Genomic DNA, 23,585 nt, shown 5'->3' on the forward strand with positions numbered 1-23,585 from the left:
GGTCCCGCGGCGAGAGCGCCTCGGCCGTCTCCGGATCGGTGACGATCGACCGGATCTTCTCGCGGATGAACTCCGCGACGATCTCGTTGGACTCGGGGTTGGTGCCCTGGTCGGCGAAGACGCTGGTGATCACCTGCAGCTCGCCGGCCTCCCACGCCGCCTCCAGCCGCTCCCGCCGGACGTCCTCCGGCGTCCCGACCCCCGTCAGCTCGGTGGCCTCGCCCGGCACGCCCATCCGGGACCACCTGCCGGCCTCGCGGTAGGCCGCCCGGTCCGCGGCCAGGCGCTCCACCCGCGCCGCCGGCGCCGGCCCGTTGTGCGCCGGGATGGAGAAGTTCGGGGTCCGCTGGAAGACGGTCAGCTCGGCGGCCTGCTGGGCGATCAGCGGGATCGACTGGATGCCCGAGGAGCCGGTGCCGATGACGGCGACCCGCTTGCCGGTGAAGTCGACGCCCTCGTGCGGCCAGCGGCTGGTCAGGTGCACCTCGCCCCGGAAGCGGTCGGCACCCTCGATGTCGGGCTGCTTGGGCACCGACAGGCAGCCGGTCGCCATGACGTGGAAGCGGCTGGTCACGGTCTCCCCGCCCGAGGTCCGCACCCGCCAGAGGCCGGCCGCGTCGTCCCAGGCGGCCTCCTCGACCCGCGTGCCGAAGGTGATGTCCCGGCGCAGGTCGTAGCGGTCGGCCACGAACTGCAGGTAGCGCAGGATCTCCGGCTGCTGCGCGTACTTCTCCGACCACGTCCACTCCCGCTCCAGCTCCGGGTCGAAGCCGAACGTGTAGTCGGTGGTGGGGATGTCGCAGCGCGCCCCCGGATACCGGTTCCAGTACCAGGTGCCCCCGACGTCGTCGGCGGCCTCGAAGCCGCGCGCGCGGAACCCGGCGGCCCGCAGCCGGTGCAGCAGGTAGAGCCCGGCGAAGCCGGCCCCCACGACGACGACGTCCACGTCCGGCTCCCGGCCGGTCTGCTGCGCTGCTGCCTCGGTCACGCGCTCCCCCTCGGACTATGACGGTGGTCACACTCGATGGGGACGGTAGTACCACGGGACGGGCCGCCCGGGGCCCGTCCCGGGCGGCTCAGCCGCCGGCGGCCAGGGTGCGGCCCATCTGCTCGTGGACGGCGGTGATCGCCTGCAGCGGGCGCAGCATGACCCGGAACTCCACGATCCGGCCGGCGTCATCGCAGCGGATGATGTCGACGCCGTTGACGTACTTGCCGTCGACGCTGGTCTCGAACTCGAGCACCGCGGTGTCGCCGGCGAGCACCTCCTTCGTGTAGCGGAAGGTGCCGCCCTCCCCGCCGCCCAGCGTCCCGGCCGCGGCCCGGAGGTACTGGGTGGTGACCGCCTTGCCACGCTGCGGCGTGTAGACCACCGGCGAGTAGAAGACGACGTCGTCGTCGAGCAGCTCGTCGAGCCCACCGGGCAGCTCGCCTGCCATGTACCGGTGCCAGCGGGCGATGACGTCGTCGATCACGGGGACCTCCTCGTCGTCCGCGGCGCGGGATGCGCCGCCGCACCGATCCTGCCGGGAGGTGCCCGCCCCCGGGAACGGCGACGGCCCTCCCGGGAGGACCGGGAGGGCCGTCGTCATGCAGAGCGGGCGGATCAGTGCATGAGCACCGGAGCGGCGACCGCGCCGTCCTCGTCGTCCAGGAGGTGCGACTCCTCCTTCTTCCGCGGGAGGAAGGCGACCGGCACCAGGGCGACCAGGACCAGCACGAAGGCGACGGTGAACGTCGTCCCGAACCCGGCGGCCATGGCCTCGAGCGGGTCCTCCGCGCCGGGGAGCCGCGACTGGAGCTGGTTGGTCAGCACCACCGACAGCACGGCGGTGCCGATCGAGCCGCCGATCTGCTGGACGATGTTCATCAGCGTCGAGCCGCGGGCGACCTCGGCGTTGGTCAGCGACTTCAGCGCCGAGGTCATGATCGGCATCATCGTGCCGCCCATGCCCAGGCCCATGACGAACAGCGCCCCGCACAGCACCGGGTAGGGCGTGTCCGCGCCGACCTGGGTGAAGACGAAGAACCCGGCGGCCATGACCAGCAGCGCGAAGGGCACCGTGCGCCCGATCGGCACCTTGTCGGCCAGCACACCGGCGATCGGCATGGTCACCATCGCGCCCAGGCCCTGCGGCGCGATCAGCAGACCGGCCATCAGGGTCGTCTCGCCGCGCACCTGCAGGAAGTACGACGGGAAGAGCAGCCCGGCGCCCATGAACGCGATGACGAAGACGAACATCGCCACGGTCGCGATCGTGAGCCGCCGGTTGCGGAACAGCCGCAGGTCGATCAGCGGCTTGTCGGTGCCCAGCGCGTGGCGGACGAAGGCCAGGATCAGCAGGACGCCGATGGTTGCCGACACCCAGACCCGCGGGCCGAAGGACGCACCCTCGCCGCCCTCGGCGATCGAGGAGACACCGAAGAGGAACAGCGCGAGGCCCGGCGAGAGCAGCAGCATGCCGAGGAAGTCGAACGTCTTCGGTCTCGCTCGGCTCGTCCGCGGGCAGCACCCGCCACGAGTAGAGCAGTGCGAGCAGCCCGATCGGCAGGTTGATCAGGAAGATCCAGTGCCACGAGGCGACGTCGATCAGCCAGCCGCCGAGGATCGGGCCGGTGATCGGGCCGAGCAGCATCGGGATGCCGAGCACGGCCATGAGCCGGCCGATCCGGTCCGGGCCCGCGGCGCGGGTCATGATCGTCATGCCCAGCGGCATCAGCATGCCGCCGCCCAGGCCCTGCAGGACCCGGAAGGCGATCAGCATCTCGATCGAGGTCGCCACCGCGCACAGCACGGAGCCGGCGGTGAACAGGAACAGCGCGGCCAGGTACAGCCGCTTGGTGCCGAACCGGTCGGCGGCCCAGCCGGTCAGCGGGATGACGGTGGCCAGGGCCAGCGTGTACGCCGTCATCGTCCAGGCGACGGTGGCGTAGGTGGCGTCGAAGACCTCCTGGAACGTCGGCAGCGCGACGCTGACGACGGTGATGTCCAGGATCGACATGATCGCGCCGAGGACGACGACGCCGGCGATCTTCAGGACGGCGGCGTCGATCTTCTCGGGGTACGCCGGCGCGGTCGGCGCGGCGGGGGTTGTCACAGGCGGTTCTCCTGGTGTCAGCGGGGCGGAGGACGCCGCCCGCGTGGTGTCCGGAAGGCCCGGGGCAGCACGGAGCGCTGCCCCTGGGGACGTGTGGACGGGCCGTCCGCTCGTCGTCGCGGCGTTGCGCGGCGAGCTCCCGGCCGATCGGTGCTGCCCGGGCCGACCTGGCGGACGGGACCCCGGTCGAGCACCGGAGGACTCTATCGCCCGGCGTCACGCGAGCCGAGTGAATTGCGACGAGCCCTCCCGGGAGCCACGCGACCCCTTGCCGGGTGCCGGGCGGAGGGCCAGGCTCGACGGGTCCCATCCGCACGGGGGACGACCTCGATGGAGAGCCAGCCATGCTGAACACGAGCAGGGTCGAGGCGAACGTGCCGGCCGCGGACCTCGGCCGGGCGAGGGCCTTCTACGCCGAGAAGCTCGGGATGACCCCGACCCGCGAGGTGGGCGGCGTCGCCCTCCGGTACGAGACGCGGGGCGGCACCACCTTCAACGTCTACGAGACGGCCTACGCCGGCCAGGCGGGGCACACCATCGCCCAGTGGCACGTGGACGACATCGAGGCCGAGGTGCGCGACCTCAAGGCCAAGGGCGTCACGTTCGAGGTGTACGACCTCCCCGGCGTCCGGTGGGACGGCGACATCGCCTCCATGGAGGGCATGGCCCGGGCGGCCTGGTTCAAGGACAGCGAGGGCAACATCATGTGCATCGACCAGGAGACCGCCACCTCGCCGTAGCCTTCCCCGGGTGCCCGTCGCCCCCCTCCCCGGCAGCGCCCCCTGGTGGCGCCGGCACGAGGAGCGGCTGGGCCGGCGCCGGCCGCACACCGACGGCCTGACGCTGGAGGTGCTGCTCGCCGAGGCGCTCGCCCTCGTCGACGCCGACGGGCTGGACGCGCTCACCGTCCGCGCGCTGGCCACCCGGCTGGGCACCGGCAGCTCGACGCTCTACCGCCACGTGGCCAGCCGGGACGAGCTGCTGGTGCTGCTGGTGGACGCCGTCCTCGGCGAGGTGCGGCTGCCCGATCCGCAGCTGCCCGGCCGCACCCGCGTGGAGCAGCTGTCCACCGAGCTGCGCCGGGTGCTGCGCAGCCACCCGCACGTCGTGCCGGCGCTGAGCGGCGCGCCCATCCAGGGGCCCAACGCCTCGCGGGCCGCTGCCTGCGGGCTGGACAACCTGCTGGCCGCCGGGCATCCCCCCGAGCGCGCGCGGACCGCCTACCTCGCCCTGCTCGACTACGTGCTGGGCTCCGTCGCCTTCGACGCCGCCACCGAGACGCCCGGCGCGGAGACCCCCGGGCGCCCGGACAGCGACGACGTCTTCGCCTTCGGGCTCGCCACGTTCCTGGACGGCCTCGAGAGGGGCTGACGGATGCGAGCACTGCTCGCTAGTGTCCGGGGTCACACCACCTTGGAGGCACCGTGGCCCGTCCTACCCCCGCCGACGAACAGCTGGTCCACCAGCTCCCCGAGCTCCTGCCGGCAGTCGCGACCCCGCACCCGCACTGGCGCGAGAGCCACTTCTTCGACATCCACGACCCCTCCGGCACCGGGGACGCGGTGTTCTTCACGATGGCCGTGAAGCCGTCGCAGGGGACGATGGACAGCCTGCAGATGGGCCGGGTCGGGGCCGAGCAGATCCTGCACGGCAGCGCGCGCGAGCTGGGCGAGGACCCGCAGACCCCCGAGGTGCCCGGCGCGCGGGTGGAGATCGTGAAGCCGTGGCAGGAGGTCCGGCTCTGGGCCGACCCCGACGTGAGCCCGATCGGCGTCGACGCCGTCTTCCGCGCCCGCACCCAGCCCTACGGCCTGCGCCGCGGCACCATGCGCGCCGCCGACGGCATCGTCTGGGACCAGAGCCACATCCTGCAGTCCGGCACCTGGTCGGGCACCTACACCGTCGCCGGCGTCGAGCACTCCATCGACGGCTGGACCGGCCAGCGCGACCACTCCTGGGGCGTGCGCGACCACGGCCGCTGCCCGCTGTGGATCTGGTTCCAGATCCAGCTCGAGGACGGGATGCTCGGCGTCTGGCACTGGGAGCTGGCCAACGGCGCGACGATCTACACCGACGGCTGCTGGGCCGCGGCCGACGGGAGCGACCCGGTGCCGGTCGTCGGCTTCACCTACGACGTCGACTGGCGCGGCCGGGACGGCGCCGTCGTCGACTACGGGACGAACGGCGAGCAGGTCGCCGGGATCGCCGGCGGCTGCCGGTTCGTGCTCGCCGACGGGCGCACGATCGACGTCGAGGCCGAGGGCGACTTCGTCCGGCCGTACGAGCCGTTCCACCGCGGCGGCCTCAACGTCGTCCGGGTGCGCACCGGCGACGGGCGCAGCGGCACCGCCGTCTACGAGGTGACCGGCGCGCGCCACCACCGCTTCTTCCCCGGCACCGACGTCACCGGGGTGCTGCCGTGCTGACGATCGCCGACACCCCGGGCGCCCTGACGCCGGAGTGGCTGACCGCCGCCCTCACCTCCTCGGGCTCGCTCGCCGTGGGCCGGGTGGTGGACGCCGACGTCCGCCCCCTCGGCACCGGGCAGATGTGCGACAGCGTCCGGATCCGGCTCACCTACGACGAGCCCGGCGCCGGCCCCGCCTCGCTGGTCGCCAAGCTGCCCGCCGCCGACGAGGGCAGCCGGGCCACCGCGAAGGCGTTCCGCTCCTACGAGAAGGAGGTCCGCTTCTACCAGGAGCTGGCCGGCCGGCTGCCGGTGCGCACGCCCCGGCTGCACCACGCCGACCTCGACGTCGAGACGGCGTCCTTCGTGCTGCTCCTGGAGGACCTCGCCCCGGCCGAGCCCGGCGACCAGCTGCGCGGCTGCGGTCCCGACATCGCGGCCGCGGCGGTGCGCGAGCTGGTCAACCTGCACGCGCCGGCTGTGGGGCGACCCCTCGCTGCTGGCGCTGGACTGGCTGCACGGCGACCCGGAGGGGCGGGGCGCGCTGCTCGGCGAGGTGCTGCCGATGCTGTGGGCCGGCTTCCAGGAGCGGTACGCCGCCGTCCTGGAGCCGCACGTGAAGCAGGCCGGGGATCTCTACTTCGGCCGGCTGGACGCCCGGCCGGAGCGGGCCCCCGCGCCCACGATCACCCACGTCGACTACCGCCTGGACAACCTGCTCATCGGCCCGGACGGCACGGTCACCGTCGTCGACTGGCAGACCTGCGGCACCGGCACCGGCCCCAGCGACGTCGCCTACTTCCTCGGCGCCGGCCTGCTCCCCGAGGTCCGGCGCGAGGTCGAGGAGCAGCTGGTCCGCGACTACTTCGACGGTCTCGTCGCCGGCGGCGTGACCGGTTACGACTGGGCCGACTGCTGGCTGGACTACCGCCGCGGCACGTGGGGCGGGCTGTCGATGGCGGTGCTGGCCTCGATGAGCGTGAAGCGCACCGACCGCGGCGACGAGATGTTCCTCGCCATGGCCACCCGGCACGCCCGGCACGCCCTCGACCTCGACGCCGCCGACGTCCTCACCTGACCGCACCCGCTCCCCCACCTCCCGAGGAGAACCCGACGTGACCCAGCACCTCATGACCATCAACGGGGAGGCCCGCGACTCCGCGGCCCGCTCCGAGGTCATCAACCCCGCCACCGGCGAGCCCTTCGCCACCGCCCCCGAGGCCACCGCGGCCGACCTCGACGACGCCATGGCCGGCGCCGCGCAGGCGTTCCGCACCTGGCGGCAGGACGACGACGCCCGCCGCGAAGCGCTCCGGCTGGCCGCGAAGGCGGTGAACGAGGCGATCCCGCGGATCGCCCCGGTGCTCACCCAGGAGCAGGGCAAGCCGCTCGGCGAGGCGATCTTCGAGGTCGCCGGCGTCGGCATGTGGCTGCAGTACTACGCCGATCTGGAGCTGGAGCGCGAGATCCTCCAGGACGACGACGCCGCCTTCGTCGAGGTGGTGCGCCGGCCGATCGGCGTGGTCGCGGCGATCGCGCCGTGGAACTTCCCGCTGCTGCTGTCGTCCTGGAAGATCGCGCCCGCGCTGCGCGCCGGCAACACCGTCGTCCTCAAGCCGTCGCCGTACACGCCGCTGTCGTCGCTGGCGATGGTCGAGGTGCTCAACTCCGCGCTGCCGCCGGGCGTGCTCAACATCGTCACCGGCGGGGACTCCCTCGGTGCGGCGATGACCGCGCACCCGACGCCGCGCAAGGTCAGCTTCACCGGCTCGATCAGCGCCGGCAAGAAGGTCGCGGTTGCCTCGGCCGCCGACCTCAAGCGGGTGACCCTCGAGCTCGGCGGCAACGACCCCGCGATCGTGCTGGACGACGCCGACCCCGCCGTCGTCGGCAAGGCGCTGTTCAACGCGGCGTTCACCAACAACGGGCAGACCTGCGTCGCGGTCAAGCGGGTCTACGTGCCGGAGAGCCTGCACGACGCCGTCGTCGACGCCCTCGTCGCCGAGGCGACCAGCGTCGTCGTCGGCGACGGCATGGACGAGGCGACGAAGCTCGGCCCGATCCAGAACCGGCCGCAGTTCGACCGGGTCCGGAGCCTGGTCGACGGCGCGCTGGCCTCCGGCGCGCGCGCCGCGGCCGGGGGTGCCGCGCTGGACCGGCCCGGCTACTTCTTCGCCCCGACGATCCTCACCGACGCCGCCGACGGCACCGCGATCGTCGACGAGGAGCAGTTCGGCCCGGCGCTGCCGGTCATCGCCTACCGCGACCTGGACGAGGCCGTCGAGCGCGCCAACGCCACCACCTTCGGGCTGGGGGCGTCGGTGTGGGCCACCGACACCGAGCGCGGTGAGGGCGTCGCCCGCCGGCTCGATGCCGGCTCCGCGTGGGTCAACACCCACGCCGCCCTGGCACCGAACCTGCCGTTCGGCGGGCTGAAGTGGAGCGGCATCGGGGTGGAGAACGGGCCGTGGGGGCTCAAGGGCTTCACCGACATGCAGCTTCTCCACCGCCGCAAGCAGTAGCGGCGGAGGACGGCGTGCGACCCGACCCGGGGCTGCTGCTCCCGCGACGGGCCGACGAGTACCGGGGCACCCGGTGGGCGATCGGCGTCCTGGTGCTCTACGCCGTCCTCGCGACGGCCCGCAGCCTCGTGCACGTGCTCGCCCCCGACAGCGGCGCCGGGTCGATCGCCACGATCGACACCGGCGCCGCCGGCGGGGACAACGCGGTCGCGCTGCTCGGGCAGTGGGGCGGCGCGCAGCTGGTGCTGGCGCTGCTGGTCTGGGTCGTGCTGGCGCGGTACCGCGGGCTGGTGCCGCTGGTGCTGGCCGCCGTGCTGCTGGAGGCGCTGCTGCGGCTGCTCGTCGGCAGGCTCAAGCCCCTGGAGACGCTCGGCACCCCGCCCGGCGCCCCCGGCACCTGGGTGCTCCTCGTCGTCGCCGCCGCGGCGCTGGTCGCCTCCCTGGTGCCGCGGGAGCCCGCCGGCTGATCAGGCCTTCGCGTGCCCGTCGCGGATGAGCAGCGCGAACGGCACGCTGATGAACGCGCAGGTCGCGGTCAGCAGGTAGACGACGGCGAACGGGCCGGCGGTCGTGGCATCCCCCGCCAGCGCGGTGAACAGCCCGATGCCGACGACGGCGCCGATCTGGTTCGACGTCTGCTGCAGCGAGGTGGCCAGCCCGAAGTCCCGCTCGTCCACCGCGTGCCCCATCGCCGAGACCAGCCCTGGCTGCGCGTGCCCGAAGGCCCAGCCGGACAGCGGCAGCGCCAGGGAGATCGCGACCACCGAGGTGGTGAGCGCCCCCACGGTCATCGACGCCATCACCAGGCCCAGCCCGGCGGCCGCGACCACCACCATCCGCCGCTCGCCGAAGCGCTGGCCCCAGCGCGAGGCGGTCGGCGCCGCGCCCACGATGAAGACCGCACGCGGCACGCTCAGCAGCGAGGTGAGGCCCGCCGACAGGCCCATCACCGACTGCATGAGCAGCGGCGTGAGCACGAAGTTGCCCATCCACCCCGCGCCCAGGAAGAAGCTCGCGGCGGTCACCACGCGGGTGTTGCGGGAGGAGAGCACCCGCAGCGGCAGCAGCGGCGCCGACGACCGCCGCTCGATCCGGACCAGGGCCCAGACGGCGAACGGCACGACGACCAGGCAGCCGATCGGCACCGGCGACAGGCCCCACACGCCCAGCCGGTTGACCCCGAAGGTGAGCGCGAGGGTCGCCACCGCCAGGGCCAGCGCCCCGGGCAGGTCCAGCGGGATGCGCTCCCGCCCGCGCGGGTCGGAGGGCAGCACGGGGATCGCCGCCACCAGCGCCCCGACGCAGACGGCCGCCTGGACGACGAAGATGACCCGCCACCCGACGAGGTCCACCAGCGGGCCGCCGATGACCACGCCGACCACCGCCGCGCCGGCCAGCACGGCCGAGGCCAGCGAGGAGACCCGCACCCGCTGGTGCGGCGGGTGGGCGCGGAAGAGCATGGCGAACGAGCTCGGGATGGTGGCGGCCGAGCCGAGCTGGGAGATGGTGCGCGCGGCGATCAGGCTGCCCGCGTCCCACGCCAGCGCCGTGGCTATGCCGAACACGACCGCCACGGTCATCCCGGTGAGGAACAGCCGCCGGTGGCCGCGCAGGTCGCCGAGCCGGCCCAGCACCGGGGTGCTGACGGCGGCGGCCAGCAGCGGCGCCGTCGTCACCCACAGGACGGTCGAGGGCGAGGAGCCCAGGTCCAGCGCGATCGGCTGGACGGCGATCGTGAGGATCGTCGCCGGGAACGTCGTCGCGAACATGCCGGCCAGGCAGGCCAGCAGGATCCAGCGCCGCCGCCGCGGATCGGGGACGTCGGCGCCGCCCGGGTCGGCGGAGGTCGGCCCGTCGCTCACCGCTCCTCCGCCCTTCCCCTCGGTCGTGCCGGCCGCCTCCCGCGACCCGGATCGGCGCCCGCGCGCCGGTGCGTCAGGACGCCTCGGTGACGAACCCCCGCCAGTTGCGCATGTACTCGACGAACACCGGCGACAGCCCCTCGTCCGCCAGGTGCGCCGGGCTCACCGGGGTGCGCGTGGCGAAGGAGCCGTCGGCCCGGACCCGCTCGGGGAAGTCGTGGTGCAGGATCGACGCCCGCCCGACCATCACGAAGTCCGCGCCCCGGTCGAGGGCCTCGGTGACCTGCTGCCCGCTGCGCACCTTGCCGGCCACGCCGAGGCGGGTGGTGCCGCGGTCGAGGTCGGTGAACCAGTCCATCAGCGGGCGGTCCTGGAAGCCCTCCTCCTCCGGCTGCTTGGCGACGTCCCAGAGGGACAGGTCCAGGTAGTCGACGGCGTCGGAGAGGAGCAGCTCGGCGGCGACCTCGCGCACCTCGCCCAGGCGCAGCCCGAACCGCTCCGGGGAGATCCGGACGCCGACCTGGAAGTCCGGCCCGCAGCGCTCGCGCACGGCGCGGACCACCTCGAACAGCAGGCGGGCGCGGTTCTCCAGCCGAGCCGCCGTAGCCGTCGGTGCGCCGGTTCTCCTCCGGGGAGAGGAACTGGGCCAGGACGTAGCCGTGGGCGCCGTGCACCTCGATGCCGTGGAACCCGGCGCGCTCGGCCCGCTGGGCCCCCGCGGCGAAGTCCTCGACCAGCTGCGCGACCTCGTCGCCGGTCATCGCCCGCGCGCCGGACTTCTCGTGGTCCGAGGGGCCGACCGGCCGGCCGACCAGGTCCCGCGGCGACCGGTTGCCGGCGTGGTGGAGCTGCAACGAGGCCAGGGAGCCCTCGTCCTTGAGTGCGGTCGCCAGCCGGGTCAGGCCGGGCAGGTGGTCGTCGGAGAAGACGCCGAGCTGCCCCGGGAAGCCCTGGCCGCCGGCCTGGACGTGCGCAGCGGCGGTCATCGTCAGCCCGTGCCCGCCGCGCGCCCGCATCGACAGCCAGTGCAGCTCCTCGTCGGAGAGCCGTCCGTCGGGGTGGCTCTGCGTGTTGGTGAGCGGGGCCAGCCACACCCGGTTGGGAGCGGCCGGGCCGTGGGCCAGCGTCAGGGGCGCGAAGAGGTCGGACACCCGCGCGAGGCTACCGGGGGTGTGCGGTCGGTCACCTGGCCGCCCTGGGTGGCGGGGGCCGCGCGTCGGGCAGGGCTCACGTCCGGGCTGGAGGGCCCTGGCGTCCGGGGCCGGGCAGGCGGACGATCGAGGGGCGGTACCCACGACGGCACCCCTCCGGAGGAGGAGGAACACCATGTCGGCTCTGGAATTCGGCAGGCCCGCGGCGCACGGCCGCGAACGCACCGGGACGACCTCGGAGATGTCGGAGGTCGAGAAGCTCGCCTGCGAGCGCGAGGCCCGGCACGACGTCCTCGCCCGCCACGGCCTCCCGTCCGCGGCGCCGGTCCAGGAGTACCTGATGCACGTCCGGTCGACCGGTGGTGAGCGTCCGTCGAGGGAGACCTCGACCGCGCCCCGCCGCCGACCGCGCAGAGGGCGGGACAAGGCCGACGCCGACGCCCTCAAGGGCCTGCGCAGCTGGATGCGCTGGGGTGAGGACGGCGGCCCCGACCGGCCGGTCATCCCGTTCAGCTGACCCCTTCGGGGGGACGCGCACCCGCGCGCTCAGGTTCGCCGCCGGTCCTGCCGAAGGTGGAGGCATGTTCTCGCTCTCCGTCGTCGACGCAGGGCTTCCGGACCCGGGCGACGACCCGCTCCGGCGGCTGACCGCCCAGGTTGCCGAGCTGGAGGCCCTCTCGCGCTTCACCGTCGAGGGCATCGCCGAGCGGGCCGAGCGGGTCGCGGCCGAGGCCGAGGGGCCGGAGCTGACCGAGGTGCGGCTGCGCGCCCGGCTCGTCGGCGCGGACATGGCGCGGTGCCGGGGCGAGCACGCCGAGGCCGGCCGGAGCGCTCAGGCGATCAGCCGCTGGGCGGTCGAGAACGAACGGCCCTTCCTCCGGGCGCGCAGCGCCTACGTGCTCGCCTCGATCTTCCAGGAGCTGGGCGACTCCGCCACCGCGCTGGAGCACGCGATCGAGGCCGTCGACCTGCTCGACGACGACGCGCCCGCCGAGCTGCGCATCGACCACTCCCTGCGGCTGGCCGACACCCTGGGGCAGCACGGGGACGCCTCGGCCTCCCTCCGCTACGCCGACGTGCTCGCGTTGACCCACGAGCGCGGTGACGCCCGGCGCGAGCTGGTGGTCCTCAACAACTGGGCCTACATCGAGACGCTGCTGGGCCGCTTCGACGAGGCCCTGCCCATCGCGCAGCAGCTGGAGGCGCGCTCGGCCGACTTCGGCGAGACCCTCGGCGTCGGCCGGCTGGACACGCTCGGCCGTGTGCTCATCGGCCTGGGCCGGCTGGAGGACGCCGAGGCGGTGCTGCTGCCGGGGCTGGCACCCGAGCTGCTGGACAGCTCCACCGACGGGGACGCCGGGGCGGACTTCCTGCTGACCCTCGCCGAGGTGCGGCGCCGGCTCGGCGATCTGCACGGGGCGCGGCAGGTCCTGGACGACTGCTGTGGCGCGGTGCGAGCGGCACGGCCTGACCGCCATCCGGGTCCGCGCCCGGCAGGAGCAGGCCGAGCTGCACGCCGCCCAGGGCGACCACCGGGCTGCCTTCACCGAGCACAAGCTCTTCCACGAGCAGCTGGTGGAGCTGCAGTCGGCCCAGCGGGACGCGCGCGCCCGGGCGGTCCAGGCCATGTACGAGACGAGCGAGGCCCGCCGGCAGTCCCGCCGCTACCGGGAGCTGTCGCTGCGCGACCCGCTGACCGGGCTGTACAACCGCCGGCACATCGACGAGCAGCTGATCCGCCTGCTCGGTCCCGGGGGGCTGCCCGCGGCCTCGGCGAGCGTGGCGCTGGTCGACCTCGATCACTTCAAGCGGGTCAACGACACGTTCGGCCACGACGTCGGCGACGCCGTGCTGCGCCGGGTGGCCGGACTGCTCCAGGCGGCCGTGCCCGCCGACGGCGCCCGGGCCCTGGGCGGGTCCTTCGCCGCCCGGATGGGCGGCGAGGAGTTCCTCCTCGTCCTGGTCGACACCGCACCCCCGGACGCCGCCGCCCTGGCCGAGGAGCTGCGGACGGCGATCGCCGGGCACGCGTGGGAGGACCTCACCGGCGCGGTGCCGGTCACCGCCAGCATCGGCGTCACAGGAGCTGCCGACGAGACCCCGGCGGCGCTGCTCGGACGCGCCGACGCGCTGCTCTACCGCGCCAAGGCGCAGGGGCGCGACCGCGTCGTCACCGACGCCTGACCGCTCGACCCGGTCCGCCGTCGGGGCGATCTCCCCGTCTGGACAGGCGGCTTCCCGCTGCCGGACCTAGCGTGGCCGACGCCGCGCCGTCCGCCCACGGGGAGAGTTCCATCAACGTGTCCGAGGAAGAGACCCCCGGCCCGTCCACCGGCACCGCGACCGCGGCCCCGCCCGGCGGGACCACGACGACGGACGACGGCGGGAGCCTGACCGGCGCCGTCGTCATCGTGGCGCTGGTGTCGGCGATCTCCGGCCTGCTCTACGGCTACGACACCGGGATCATCTCCGGCGCGCTGCTGCAGATCAGCGACGAGTTCGACATCGGCAGCGGCTGGGAGCAGGTCATCGCGGCCTCGATCCTGGCCGGCGCGGTGATCGGGGCGCTGACCTGCAGCCGGCTCAGCCAGGCGCGCGGCCGCCGCACGACGCTGCTGATCGTCGCCGGCATCTTCGTCCTCGGCTCCCTGGGCGCCTCGCTGGCACCGAACCCGATCACGCTGTCGCTGGCCCGCGTGGTGCTGGGCTTCGCCGTCGGCGGTGCCACGCAGACCGCGCCGGTCTACGTCGCCGAGCTGGCCCCGAGCCGGTACCGGGGCCGGCTGGTGCTGTTCTTCCAGATCGCCATCGGCGTCGGCATCCTCATCGCCACGATCGTCGGCGCCACCGAGAGCGTCGACTGGCGGGTGTCGATCGGCGCGGCCGTCGTCCCGAGCGCGCTCATGCTGCTGCTGATGCTGCGGCTGCCGGACTCTCCGCGCTGGGCTGGTCAAGAACGGTCAGGAGGACCGCGCCCGCGAGGCCCTCGAGCGGGTCCGCCCGTCCGGCAGCGACGTCTCCGCCGAGCTGCAGGAGATCGACGAGCTGGTCGAGGAGGAGCGCTCCGCGGAGACCAGCGGCTGGCGCGGCCTGCGCGAGGCCTGGGTGCGCCCGGCGCTGGTCGTGGGGTGCGGGCTGGCGATCTTCACCCAGCTGTCCGGGATCGAGATGATCGTCTACTACTCGCCGACGATCCTCACGGACAACGGCTTCTCCGACTCCGCGGCCCTCCGGGTGTCGGTCGCCCTGGGCGCGACCTACCTGGTCACCCAGCTCGTCGGGCTGGCGATCATCGACCGCGTGGGCCGCCGCCGGCTGACGCTGCTCACCCTCCCCGGGGCCGCGCTCGCGCTGATCGTGCTGGGCACCTTCTTCGTCACCGGCAACGACGGCGAGGCCCAGGTCCCGTACATCATCGCGACGCTGATCGCCTTCATGGCCTTCACCGCCGGCGGCATCCAGCTCATGGGCTGGCTGACCGGCTCGGAGATCTACCCGCTGGCCACCCGGGAGGCCGGCGCGGCCGCGCAGTCCGCGTCGCTGTGGGGGACCAACCTGCTCATCACGCTGACCCTGCTAACATCATCGACACGATCGGCACCGGCCAGACCTTCTGGCTGTACGCGGCGTTCAACATCGCCGGGTTCGTCTTCCTGTACCGGCGGATGCCCGAGCTCAGCGGCCGCAGCCTGGAGAAGATCGAGAAGCGGCTCTCGGAGGGCCGCTTCTCCCCCGCCGACTTCGCCGGCTCCCGGTAGCCCCGCGCGCGGCGGACCGCACCGGAGGACGTGGGCCTGCCACGATCCGGGCATGCCCACGCTCTCCGGCGTCTCGCACGTCGCCCTCACCGTCCGGGACATGGACGCCAGCGCCGCCTGGTACCAGCGCGTCCTCGGCCTCCAGGAGCTGCGCCGCTACGGCGCCGAGGACGCCGGCTCGCCCCGGGTCCTGCTGCTCGAGCCGTCCAGCTTCGTCGTGCTCGGCCTGTGCCAGCCCGCCGAGGGCTCGGGCGACGAGTTCGACTTCCGCCGCACCGGGCTGGACCACCTCGCGTTCAAGGTCTCCGACGAGGCCGAGCTCGACCGCTGGATCGCCCACCTCGACGAGCTCGGGGTGCCGCACTCCCCCGTCCGCGTGCTCGACCTCGGCCGGTTCGTCTCCTTCGAGGACCCCGACGGCATCCAGTTCGAGCTCTGGCTCTGACCGCGGGGCGCCGTCCCCCGGTCGGGGTAGCGGCGCACCGGGGGCCGTGCAGCCGACCGCACCGCGTGCCGACGAGCACCGGGTGAGCACCCGTCGGTTCGTCCTCGGCCTCGACCTCGACGGCGTCTGCGCCGACTACACCGGGGGCTTCCGGGCGTTCGTGGCCGGGGAGCGCGGCGTGGACCCCGCGACGCTGCCCGACCCGGTCGACTGGGACTGGACGCGGTGCGGCTGGGGCATCGCCACCCGCGCCGAGTACCTCGACCTGCACGGCCGCGCCGTCGCGGCCGGGCTGTTCCGCGACCTCGCGCCGCTGCCCGGGGTGTCGGAGCAGCTGTGGCGCCTGTCGGAGGCCGGCGTGCGCATCCGGGTCATCACCCACCGGCTGGTCGTCAGCGGGGGTCACGGCGCGGCCGCGGCGGACACCGTCACCTGGCTCGAGCGGCACCGCATCCCGTTCTGGGACCTGTGCTTGATGGCCGACAAGCCGGAGGTCGGCGCCGACCTGTACCTCGACGACAGCCCGGCGAACCTGACCGCCTTCGCGGCCGCCGGGCGCGCCGCGCTGGTGTTCGACCAGCCCTACAACCGCGCCGTGCCCGGCCCGCGGGTCGCGGACTGGCCGGCGGCCGCGGACGCCGTGCTGGCCGCGCTCCCCCCGGCCGGCTGAGGCGCGGGGGACGGAAGACCCTGCTGGCCCGGCCCCCGACGCGGTGCACTCTCCTGGTGACGACGCTGCTGCGGCCGGGGCGCGCCTCCGGTCCGGCCGGCGCCCGGGTGCGCGACGGCCGCCGCACGCCGGTCGACCGCTACACCGTGGACCTGGTCCGGGTGGTGCTCGGCGCCGCGGTGCTGGGGCTGGGCTTCCTCGTCGCCCGCCGCGGCGAGCTGCCGGTCGCGGAGCGGGACGTCTTCCAGCTGGTCAACGACCTGCCACCGGCCCTCTTCCCCGTCGTCTGGCTGGTGATGCAGCTCGGCAACGTCGTCGCCGTCCCGCTGGTCGCGGTGCTGGCGCTGGCCGCGCGGCAGGTCCGCCTGGCCCGCGACCTGATCGTCTCCGGCCTGCTCGCCTACGTCGCCGCCGACCTGGTCAAGTCCGTGGTGCGGCGGGAGCGGCCCGGGGGCTTCGCCGTCGACGTGCACTTCCCCGAGGGGCCGGTCACCGGGCTGGGCTTCGTCTCCGGCCACGCCGCGGTCGCCGCCGCGCTGGCGACCGCCGTCGTCCCGTACGTGTCCCGGCGCACCCGGCGGGTCGTGTGGGCGCTCGCCTGGGTGGTGGGCCTGGCGCGGATCTACGTCGGCGCGCACCTGCCGCTCGACGTCGTCTGCGGCGCCGCGCTCGGCTGGGCGATCGGATCCCTCGTGCACGTGGCGTTCGGCGTGCCCCGCCTGCAGGTCGACCCGCAGCGGCTGGCCCGGCTCCTGAACCGGGTCGGCCTCCCGGTGCGCGAGCTGCGCCCGGCGCCGGTCCGCGCTCTCAGCTCGCACCCCTTCGTGGCCACCACGGCCGAGGGCCGCCGGCTGTACGTGAAGTACCTGGGCCCGAACCGCACCGAGCGCGACTGGCTCTACCGGCTGTACCGGCTCGTCGCGGTCCGCGACGTCAAGGACGCCGACGCCGTCGCGCCGCTGGGCCGGCAGGCCGAGCACGAGGCGGTCGCGGCGATGACCGCCCGCGAGCGCGGGGTGCGCACGCCCCGCGTCCTGCTCGCCCGCGGCAGCGACCGCGGCGCCGTCGTCGTCCAGGAGCACCTCGAGGGGGTGCCGCTGGACGAGCTGCCCGCGGAGCGGGTGACGCCCGCACTGCTCGCCCAGGTCTGGCACCAGGTGGGCCTGCTCCGGGACGCCCGCGTGGCCCACCACGACCTCGTGACCGCCAGCATCATGGTCGACGACGTCGGCCGGCCCTGGGTCGTGGACTTCGCCAACGCGCAGACCGGCGCCGACGACGACGCGCTGGCCGGCGACGTCGCCGAGCTCATGGCGTCGCTGGCGCTGGTCGCCGAGCCGGACGTCGTCGTGCGCTCCGCCGTCGCGGGCCTGGGCGCGGCCCCGGTCGCCGACGCCCTGCCGGCGCTGGCACCGCTCTGCCTGACCGCCGCGACCCGCACGGCGCTGCGCACCCGGCCCGAGCGGCTGGGCGTGCTGCGGGCTGAGGTGCGGGCCTCCCTCGGGCTGCCCGACCTCGACCGCCCGGAGTTCCCGCCGACCGGCTGGGCCGCGTGGCTCGCCGTCGCGGCCGGGTCGGGCCTCGCCCTCGTCGGGCTCCCGCTGCTCGGCGCCGACGGCGTACCCGCCGACTTCCTCGAGGACGGCGGGTGGCGCTGGCTGGGCGCGGCGGTCGCGCTCACGGTGCTGGCGCGCACCGCCCGGGCCGCGGGCGCGCTGCTCACCGTCGACCGGCGGATCGCCCTCGGCCGGACCGCCGGCGCGGGGATGGTCGCCGACTCCGCCACGCTGCTGCACGGGCACGACGGCTGGCGCCGGGCGGCCGCCCGCTTCCTGGAGCGGGCCGGTGTGCTGCCCGCGGCCGCCACCGCCGGGTTGTCCCGCTTCGCCGCGGCCGGCGTCGTCGCCGCGTTCCTCGTCGCCGTCCCGACGCTCGTGCTCGCCCTCGTCGACGACCGGTTGACCGGGTGGCGGACGCCGGAGGCCCTCGGCCCGGCCGTCGCCCTGGGTGCGGGCGCCTGGGTGCTCGTGCTCACCGGGCAGTGGCTCGCGCTGCCGTCGGGGCCGGCGCCGGTCCGGCGGGACCGGGCGGAGGTCGCCCGCGCGCTGCGGGAGCTGCTGCGCATCCACCGGCCCGGTGGGGTGCGGCCGTGGCGGAGGGGCGCCCAGCTCGCCTGGGTCACCACCGGCATCTTCCTCGAGGCCGCGGTGCTGGCCGCGGCCCTGCACAGCGTCGGGGGCGAGGTGCCGGTGCTGGCCACCGCGACGGTGTACGGGGCGCTGCACCTCCTGTGGTCGCTGGTGCCGGTCACCGCGGCTCCGGGCGCGGCCGACGTCGCCCTGCTGCTGGCGCTCACCGCGCTGGGCGCGCCGCTGTCGTCGGCGTGCGCGTGCGTGCTGGTCTTCCGGCTGCTGACCTTCTGGCTGCCCGCGGCGGCCGGGGCCCTGCTGACCGCCCGGTTCGAGCACCGGTTCGGCATGTGAGCGCGCCGTTCCGCCGGCGCCGGTCCGACGTCGTCCTGGCCGCGGGCGGGATCGCGGTCACGGCGGCCTGCGCCACCGCCGTGTCCGACGGGACCGTCGACACCTGGGAGCGCCGCCTGTTCGCGCTGGTCAACGACCGGTCCGACGCGTGGGAGACCCCGCTGTGGGCCGTCCAGCTGCTCGGCGTGCTCGGGACGCCGCTGGTCGTCGCCGCCGGGGCGCTGCTGCTGCGCCGCCCGCGCCTGGCCGCGGCGCTGGTGCTGCTCGTGCCGCTCAAGCTGGTGGTGGAGCGGGGCGTGCTCAAGGAGCTGGTGCACCGCGAGCGGCCGGGGACGACGATCCCCGGCGCGGTGCTGCGCGACGTGCCCTCGGCCGGCGGCTCGTTCCCCTCGGGGCACGCGATCGTCGCCTTCGGGGTGGCCGTGCTGCTGCTGCCCTACCTGGCCCGCCGCTGGCAGGTCGTCGTCCTGGTGCTGGCGGTGCTCAACTCCGTGGCGCGGGTGTACCTGGGCGGGCACGCACCGCTGGACGTCGTGGGTGGCGCCGCGGCCGGCGTGGCCCTGGCTGCCACGCTCGACCTGCTCCTCGGCGTGCCGGCCCGCGGCCCGCGGCCCTGACCGCCGGCCCGACGCGCCCGGGCCCGAAAAGCCCTACCGACCTGTCGGTGGTCCCCTCTAGCGTCCTGGCCGCAGACCGTGCCCGCTCCCTCCCCTCTGGAGTTCCCCGTGACCCCTCCCGGTCCGTCTCCCGCCCCGGCCGCCCGCGGCCGGAAGCTGACCAAGGTCTTCGGCGAGGGCGACACCCGCGTGGTGGCGCTGGACGGCGTCGACGTCGACTTCGACCGTGGCCGGTTCACCGCGATCATGGGCCCGTCCGGCTCGGGCAAGTCGACGCTCATGCACTGCATGGCCGGCCTGGACTCGGTGACCGAGGGCCAGGCGTTCATCGGCGACGTCGACCTCAGCACCCTGGAGGACAAGGCGCTCACCGTGCTGCGGCGGGACCGCGTCGGGTTCGTCTTCCAGGCGTTCAACCTGCTGCCCACGCTCACCGCCCTGGAGAACATCACGCTGCCGATGGACATCGCCGGCCGCAAGCCCGACAAGGAGTGGCTGGACACGGTGATCGACACCGTCGGGCTGCGGCAGCGGCTGGCGCACCGGCCCACCGAGCTCTCCGGTGGCCAGCAGCAGCGGGTCGCCTGCGCCCGCGCCCTGGCCGGGCGGCCCGACATCGTCTTCGCCGACGAACCGACCGGGAACCTGGACTCCCGCAGCGGCGCCGACGTCCTGGACTTCCTGCGCCGCTCGGTGCGCGAGATGGGCCAGACGATCGTGATGGTGACCCACGACCCCAAGGCCGCCAGCTACGCCGACCGGGTCCTCTTCCTCGCCGACGGCCGGATCGTCGACGAGATGCTCGAACCCACCGCCGACCGCGTGCTCGAGCGGCTCAAGGCGTTCGACACCGAGACCGACCGCGCACCCGCGGCCGTCCTGCCCGGCGGCACCGGCGACGGCGGCCCGGCGGGGGTGCGCTGACCGTGTGGCGCACCACCTGGCGCAACCTGCTGGCGCACAAGGTGCGCCTGGCCCTGTCCGGGCTGGCGATCGTGCTCGGCGTCGCCTTCGTCGTCGGGACGCTGATCTTCACCGACACGCTGAGCAAGACGTTCAACGACCTGTTCGAGACCACGGCAGCCGACGTCAACGTCACCCGCGCCGCCGCGTTCGACCAGGGTCTGGCCGGCACCGGCGCCGGCGGCACCGCCACCTACGTGCCGGCCGAGCTGGTCGACCGGATCGCCGACGTCGACGGCGTCGCGGCGGTGGAGGGCAACGTCCAGGCCGAGGGCGTCTACATCCTCGTGCCGGACGGCGAGGTCCTCGACACCGGCGGCGCCCCGGGCCTGGGCATCAGCTGGGACACCGAGGAGTCCATCTCCCCCACCAGCCTGGTCGAGGGCCGGGCGGCCGAGGGGCCAGGCGAGGTCATGATCGACGAGGACGCCGCGGAGGAGTCCGGCTACCAGGTCGGCGACACCATCAGCCTGCTCACGCCGGGCCCGCGGATCGAGGCCGAGCTCGTTCGGCATCTTCCGGTTCGGTGACGGCAGCGGGCTGGCCGGCGCGTCGCTCACCGCGTTCGACACCGCGACGGCGCAGGAGCTGCTGACCGCTCCGGGGCAGTTCACCGGCATCGGCGTCGGGGCCGAGGACGGCGTCGACCCCGACGAGCTCGCCGGCCGCGTGGCCGCCGCCGTCGGGGACGGCCACGACGTCAAGACCGCCACCGAGCAGGCCGAGAGCCTGGCCTCGGACTTCTCCGAGGCGCTGCAGTTCATCAACATCTTCCTGCTGGTCTTCGCCGGGATCGCGCTGTTCGTCGGCACGTTCATCATCCTCAACACCTTCTCGATGCTCGTGGCCCAGCGGACCCGCGAGCTGGCGCTGCTGCGCGCCCTGGGCGCCAGCCGCGGGCAGGTGACCCGGTCGGTCCTCGGCGAGGCGCTGGTCGTCGGTCTCGTCGGCGCCACCCTCGGGCTGGCCGCCGGCTACGGCATCGCCGCCGGCCTGCGGGCGCTGTTCGGCTCCTTCGGCCTCACCCTGGACGGCAACCTGGTCCTCGCCGCGGACACCGTGGTGTGGGGGTACGTGGTCGGCGTCCTGGTCACCCTGGTCTCGGCGTACGTGCCCGCCCGCCGCGCCGCCCGGATGCCCCCGGTCGCGGCGATGCGCGACGACGTGGTGACCGCGCAGCGCGGCCTGCGCCGGCGCACGGTCCTCGGCGCCGTCCTGGCGGTCGCCGGCATCGCGGCCCTGGTCGGCGGCACGCTCAGCGAGGACGGCGGCACCGGCGCCTCGCTCGTCGGCGTCGGTGCGCTCGCGCTCATCCTGGGCGCGACCGCGTTGAGCCCGGTGCTGGCCCGGCCCTTCCTGCGGACCGTGGGCGCCGTCCTGCCGCGCATCTGGGGCACCACCGGCCGCCTCGCGCAGGAGAACGCCGTCCGCAACCCGCGGCGCACGGCCGCCACCGCGTCGGCGCTGATGATCGGGCTCGCGCTGGTCAGCGCGTTCAGCGTCATCGGTGCGTCGACCAACGCCAGCATCGAGAAGCTGGTCGCGGGCTCGGTGCGCGCCGAGTTCGTCGTCTCCAGCGCGGTGCAGGTGCCGTTCAGCTCCGACGTGGCCGCCCAGCTCGCCGCCGTCGACGGCGTCGAGGCGGTCATGCCGCTGCGCTGGGGCCAGGCCCAGCTCGACGGGAGCACCGCCTTGCTCACCGCCGTCGACCCGGCGTCGCTGGACCGGAGCATCGACCTCAGCTGGGTGGACGGCTCCGCCGACGACCTGGCCGGTGACGGCGTCGTCGTCGACGAGTCGACCGCGGAGGGCCGCGGCTGGTCGGTGGGCGACCAGGTGGAGGTGCTGACCCTCGACGGCCGGACGGAGCAGCTGACCGTCGGCGGGATCTACGAGTCCAACCAGGTCATCGGCAGCACCGTCGTCTCGCTCGACTCGCTGAGCCGCTTCGGCGGGGTCGGCCTGGACCGTTTCCTCTTCGTCGACCTCGCCGACGGCGTCGCGCCGTCCGAGGTGCGGGCGCAGCTGGAGGACGTGGTCAGCGGCTACCCGATCGTGAACCTCAAGGACCGGGGCGAGTTCTCCGACGAGCAGGAGGGCTCGGTCGACCAGCTGCTGCTGCTGATCAACGCGATGCTCGTGCTCTCGGTGCTCATCGCCGCGCTGGGGATCGTCAACACCCTGGCCATGTCGGTCATCGAGCGGACCCGCGAGATCGGGCTGATGCGCGCCGTCGGGCTGGGCCGGTCGCAGCTGCGCCGCATGGTCCGGCTCGAGGCGGTGATCATCTCGATCTACGGGGCGGTGCTCGGGCTGGTGCTCGGCACGCTGTTCGGGGTCGCGCTGAGCCGCTCGCTGGTCGACCAGGGCATCACCGAGCTCGTCGTCCCCTATCCGCGGATGGCCGTCTTCCTCGTGGTCGCCGCGCTGATCGGGGTGCTGGCCGCGGTCGGGCCGGCACGACGGGCGGCCAAGCTGGAGATCCTGGACGCGATCGCGCGCGCCTGAGAGGCCGCGCCGGGGAGCCTGGACCGGCGGCACGGCGGGTTCCACACTGGGTCGCCCGAGCAGGAGGCCGCACATGGATCTCGGCATCGATCTGGGGACCGCCACCACGGTGGTCAGCGACCTGCGGCGCGGCATCGTGTTCGACGAACCCAGCGTGCTGCTGCTCCGGCCCGGCTCCGGCCGCCGTCCCCGGATCACCGCCGTCGGGCGGGAGGCCGGGGAGCTGGTCGGCCGGGCCCCGGCGCGGTTCTCCGCCGTCCGGCCGCTGCACGACGGCGTGGTCACCGACCTGGAGACGGCGCGGCTGTACCTGCGCGCGGTCCTCGCCCGGGCCGGGCGGCGGCTGTGGAGCCCGGTGCGCGCGGTGATCGGGGTGCCGGCCGACGCCACCTCCCTGGAGACCCGCGCCCTGCTCGAGGCCGCCGAGGAGGCCGGCATCCGCCCCGCGACCGCGCTGGACGACGCCGTCGCGGGCGCGGTCGGCTGCGGGCTGGACCCGCTGGAGCGCCGGGTGCACCTGGTCGTGGACATCGGCGGCGGATCGGCCGCGGCGGTGGCGTTCTGCTACGGCGGGGTCCTCGCCCAGCGGACCAGCAAGGTGGGTGGCGACGAGATGACCGGCGCCGTCGCCCGCTACCTCCGGGAGGAGCACCAGCTGTCCATCGGGGAGCTGGAGGCGGAGCGGGTCAAGACCTCGCCGACGGCCGACGCCGGCCCGCTGGTCGTGCACGGCCGCGACGGCGGCACCGGCCGGCCCCGGCTGGTCACCGTGCAGCCCGGCGAGATCGGCACCGCCGTGCGGCCCGTCGTCGACGAGATCGTGCGGGCGCTCAGCGGCTGCCTCGACGACCTGCCCCCGCAGGCCCTGGCCGACGTGCTCGCCGAGGGCGTGCTGGTCTTCGGCGGCGCCTCGCTCGTCCCGGGCCTGCCCCAGCAGCTGGAGAACGCCCTCGGCCTGCCGGTCAAGCTCGCCGAGGAGCCCCTGACCTGCGTCGCCGAAGGTGCCGCCCGGGCGCTGCGCAACCGCCCCCTCCTCGCCGCCTACGGCCGGGGCTGACCCGCCGCCGCCGCCGAGCGTGTGCGCTGACGCCCGGTTCCGAG

The 23,585-nt window shown here is 74.7% G+C and carries 22 protein-coding genes and 4 pseudogenes; 18 read left to right on the forward strand and 8 right to left on the reverse strand.

What is annotated here, in order from left to right:
* Positions 1 to 38: 38 nt before the first annotated feature.
* A complete protein-coding gene (locus JKP75_RS21140; RefSeq protein WP_242473281.1) occupies positions 39 to 263 on the forward strand; it encodes a hypothetical protein in 225 nt (74 codons plus the stop codon).
* Between the two features lie 119 nt (positions 264 to 382).
* Here the strand turns inward: JKP75_RS21140 and JKP75_RS24515 are convergent.
* The 4 genes and pseudogenes from JKP75_RS24515 to JKP75_RS24520 all read right to left on the reverse strand — a co-directional run.
* Positions 383 to 988 (reverse strand): annotated as a pseudogene (locus JKP75_RS24515) (flavin-containing monooxygenase); the annotation flags it as partial.
* Positions 989 to 1,076: 88 nt separating this feature from the next.
* Complete coding sequence (locus JKP75_RS09905) at positions 1,077 to 1,475, reverse strand: nuclear transport factor 2 family protein (protein WP_200491588.1); 399 nt, start codon at positions 1,473 to 1,475, stop codon at positions 1,077 to 1,079.
* Between the two features lie 131 nt (positions 1,476 to 1,606).
* Positions 1,607 to 2,461 carry an MFS transporter gene (locus tag JKP75_RS22685; protein ID WP_200493023.1) on the reverse strand — a complete coding sequence of 285 codons (855 nt, stop codon included), beginning with the start codon at positions 2,459 to 2,461 and terminating at the stop codon, positions 1,607 to 1,609.
* 37 nt (positions 2,462 to 2,498) lie between these two features.
* A pseudogene (locus JKP75_RS24520) lies at positions 2,499 to 3,002 on the reverse strand (MFS transporter); the annotation flags it as partial.
* Positions 3,003 to 3,442: 440 nt separating this feature from the next.
* On the opposite strand from JKP75_RS24520, the gene JKP75_RS09920 reads away from it, so the two are divergent.
* The 6 genes from JKP75_RS09920 to JKP75_RS09945 all read left to right on the forward strand — a co-directional run bounded on the left by JKP75_RS09920 (position 3,443) and on the right by JKP75_RS09945 (position 8,494).
* On the forward strand, positions 3,443 to 3,838 hold the full coding sequence (locus tag JKP75_RS09920) for a VOC family protein (RefSeq protein ID WP_200491586.1): 396 nt from the start codon (positions 3,443 to 3,445) through the stop codon (positions 3,836 to 3,838).
* A gap of 10 nt (positions 3,839 to 3,848) precedes the next feature.
* Entirely contained in the window at positions 3,849 to 4,469 is a 621-nt protein-coding gene (locus tag JKP75_RS09925) for a TetR/AcrR family transcriptional regulator (protein WP_200493024.1), read from the forward strand.
* Between the two features lie 53 nt (positions 4,470 to 4,522).
* Complete coding sequence (locus tag JKP75_RS09930) at positions 4,523 to 5,524, forward strand: hypothetical protein (RefSeq protein ID WP_200491584.1); 1,002 nt, start codon at positions 4,523 to 4,525, stop codon at positions 5,522 to 5,524.
* A 495-nt stretch (positions 5,525 to 6,019) separates the two neighbouring features.
* Positions 6,020 to 6,583: a phosphotransferase gene (locus tag JKP75_RS09935; RefSeq protein ID WP_375539249.1), complete on the forward strand. Its 564-nt coding sequence runs from the start codon at positions 6,020 to 6,022 to the stop codon at positions 6,581 to 6,583.
* Positions 6,584 to 6,620: 37 nt separating this feature from the next.
* Entirely contained in the window at positions 6,621 to 8,027 is a 1,407-nt protein-coding gene (locus JKP75_RS09940; RefSeq protein WP_309229727.1) for an aldehyde dehydrogenase family protein, read from the forward strand.
* A gap of 14 nt (positions 8,028 to 8,041) precedes the next feature.
* Positions 8,042 to 8,494: a hypothetical protein gene (locus tag JKP75_RS09945; protein ID WP_200491582.1), complete on the forward strand. Its 453-nt coding sequence runs from the start codon at positions 8,042 to 8,044 to the stop codon at positions 8,492 to 8,494.
* Here JKP75_RS09945 and JKP75_RS09950 read toward each other — a convergent pair whose 3' ends face one another.
* From JKP75_RS09950 to JKP75_RS24525, 3 genes and pseudogenes are all read right to left on the reverse strand, one after another.
* Positions 8,495 to 9,889 (reverse strand): MFS transporter, encoded by a 1,395-nt coding sequence (locus JKP75_RS09950; protein ID WP_200491581.1) that lies wholly within the window; start codon positions 9,887 to 9,889, stop codon positions 8,495 to 8,497.
* A gap of 73 nt (positions 9,890 to 9,962) precedes the next feature.
* Complete coding sequence (locus tag JKP75_RS09955) at positions 9,963 to 10,481, reverse strand: hypothetical protein (protein ID WP_255523334.1); 519 nt, start codon at positions 10,479 to 10,481, stop codon at positions 9,963 to 9,965.
* Positions 10,482 to 10,491: 10 nt separating this feature from the next.
* Positions 10,492 to 11,217 (reverse strand): annotated as a pseudogene (locus JKP75_RS24525) (hypothetical protein); the annotation flags it as partial.
* Here JKP75_RS24525 and JKP75_RS21155 point away from each other — a divergent pair.
* Positions 11,216 to 11,557 carry a hypothetical protein gene (locus JKP75_RS21155; RefSeq protein WP_200491579.1) on the forward strand — a complete coding sequence of 114 codons (342 nt, stop codon included), beginning with the start codon at positions 11,216 to 11,218 and terminating at the stop codon, positions 11,555 to 11,557. The pseudogene JKP75_RS24525 and the gene JKP75_RS21155 overlap by 2 nt on opposite strands.
* On the opposite strand, the gene JKP75_RS09965 is transcribed toward JKP75_RS21155, so the two are convergent.
* Positions 11,550 to 12,455, reverse strand: coding sequence for a hypothetical protein (locus JKP75_RS09965; RefSeq protein WP_200493027.1), 906 nt, complete (start codon positions 12,453 to 12,455; stop codon positions 11,550 to 11,552). The two genes, JKP75_RS21155 and JKP75_RS09965, sit on opposite strands and share 8 nt — an antisense overlap.
* 28 nt (positions 12,456 to 12,483) lie before the next feature.
* Here JKP75_RS09965 and JKP75_RS09970 point away from each other — a divergent pair, with 28 nt between their 5' ends.
* The 10 genes and pseudogenes from JKP75_RS09970 to JKP75_RS10015 all read left to right on the forward strand — a co-directional run bounded on the left by JKP75_RS09970 (position 12,484) and on the right by JKP75_RS10015 (position 23,541).
* Complete coding sequence (locus JKP75_RS09970) at positions 12,484 to 13,224, forward strand: GGDEF domain-containing protein (protein WP_200493028.1); 741 nt, start codon at positions 12,484 to 12,486, stop codon at positions 13,222 to 13,224.
* 236 nt (positions 13,225 to 13,460) lie between these two features.
* Positions 13,461 to 13,943 (forward strand): annotated as a pseudogene (locus JKP75_RS24530) (MFS transporter); the annotation flags it as partial.
* A 43-nt stretch (positions 13,944 to 13,986) separates the two neighbouring features.
* Positions 13,987 to 15,243, forward strand: a complete 1,257-nt coding sequence (locus JKP75_RS22705) for an MFS transporter (protein ID WP_255523335.1) — start codon at positions 13,987 to 13,989, stop codon at positions 15,241 to 15,243.
* An 82-nt stretch (positions 15,244 to 15,325) separates the two neighbouring features.
* Positions 15,326 to 15,913, forward strand: a complete 588-nt coding sequence (locus JKP75_RS09985; protein WP_200491576.1) for a hypothetical protein — start codon at positions 15,326 to 15,328, stop codon at positions 15,911 to 15,913.
* A gap of 56 nt (positions 15,914 to 15,969) precedes the next feature.
* Entirely contained in the window at positions 15,970 to 18,396 is a 2,427-nt protein-coding gene (locus JKP75_RS09990) for a phosphatase PAP2 family protein (protein WP_200491575.1), read from the forward strand.
* Positions 18,393 to 19,013 carry a phosphatase PAP2 family protein gene (locus JKP75_RS21160; RefSeq protein ID WP_200491574.1) on the forward strand — a complete coding sequence of 207 codons (621 nt, stop codon included), beginning with the start codon at positions 18,393 to 18,395 and terminating at the stop codon, positions 19,011 to 19,013. Before JKP75_RS09990 ends, JKP75_RS21160 begins: the two co-directional genes overlap by 4 nt.
* A gap of 108 nt (positions 19,014 to 19,121) precedes the next feature.
* Positions 19,122 to 19,937, forward strand: coding sequence for an ABC transporter ATP-binding protein (locus JKP75_RS10000; RefSeq protein WP_309229728.1), 816 nt, complete (start codon positions 19,122 to 19,124; stop codon positions 19,935 to 19,937).
* Between the two features lie 2 nt (positions 19,938 to 19,939).
* Positions 19,940 to 20,506, forward strand: a complete 567-nt coding sequence (locus JKP75_RS10005; protein ID WP_200493031.1) for an ABC transporter permease — start codon at positions 19,940 to 19,942, stop codon at positions 20,504 to 20,506.
* 139 nt (positions 20,507 to 20,645) lie between these two features.
* On the forward strand, positions 20,646 to 22,484 hold the full coding sequence (locus JKP75_RS10010) for an FtsX-like permease family protein (RefSeq protein ID WP_200493032.1): 1,839 nt from the start codon (positions 20,646 to 20,648) through the stop codon (positions 22,482 to 22,484).
* Positions 22,485 to 22,557: 73 nt separating this feature from the next.
* Complete coding sequence (locus JKP75_RS10015) at positions 22,558 to 23,541, forward strand: rod shape-determining protein (protein WP_200491572.1); 984 nt, start codon at positions 22,558 to 22,560, stop codon at positions 23,539 to 23,541.
* The last annotated feature ends 44 nt before the right edge of the window (positions 23,542 to 23,585 follow it).

The organism is Blastococcus sp. TML/M2B (genome assembly GCF_016612865.1).
Classification (GTDB): domain Bacteria; phylum Actinomycetota; class Actinomycetes; order Mycobacteriales; family Geodermatophilaceae; genus Blastococcus.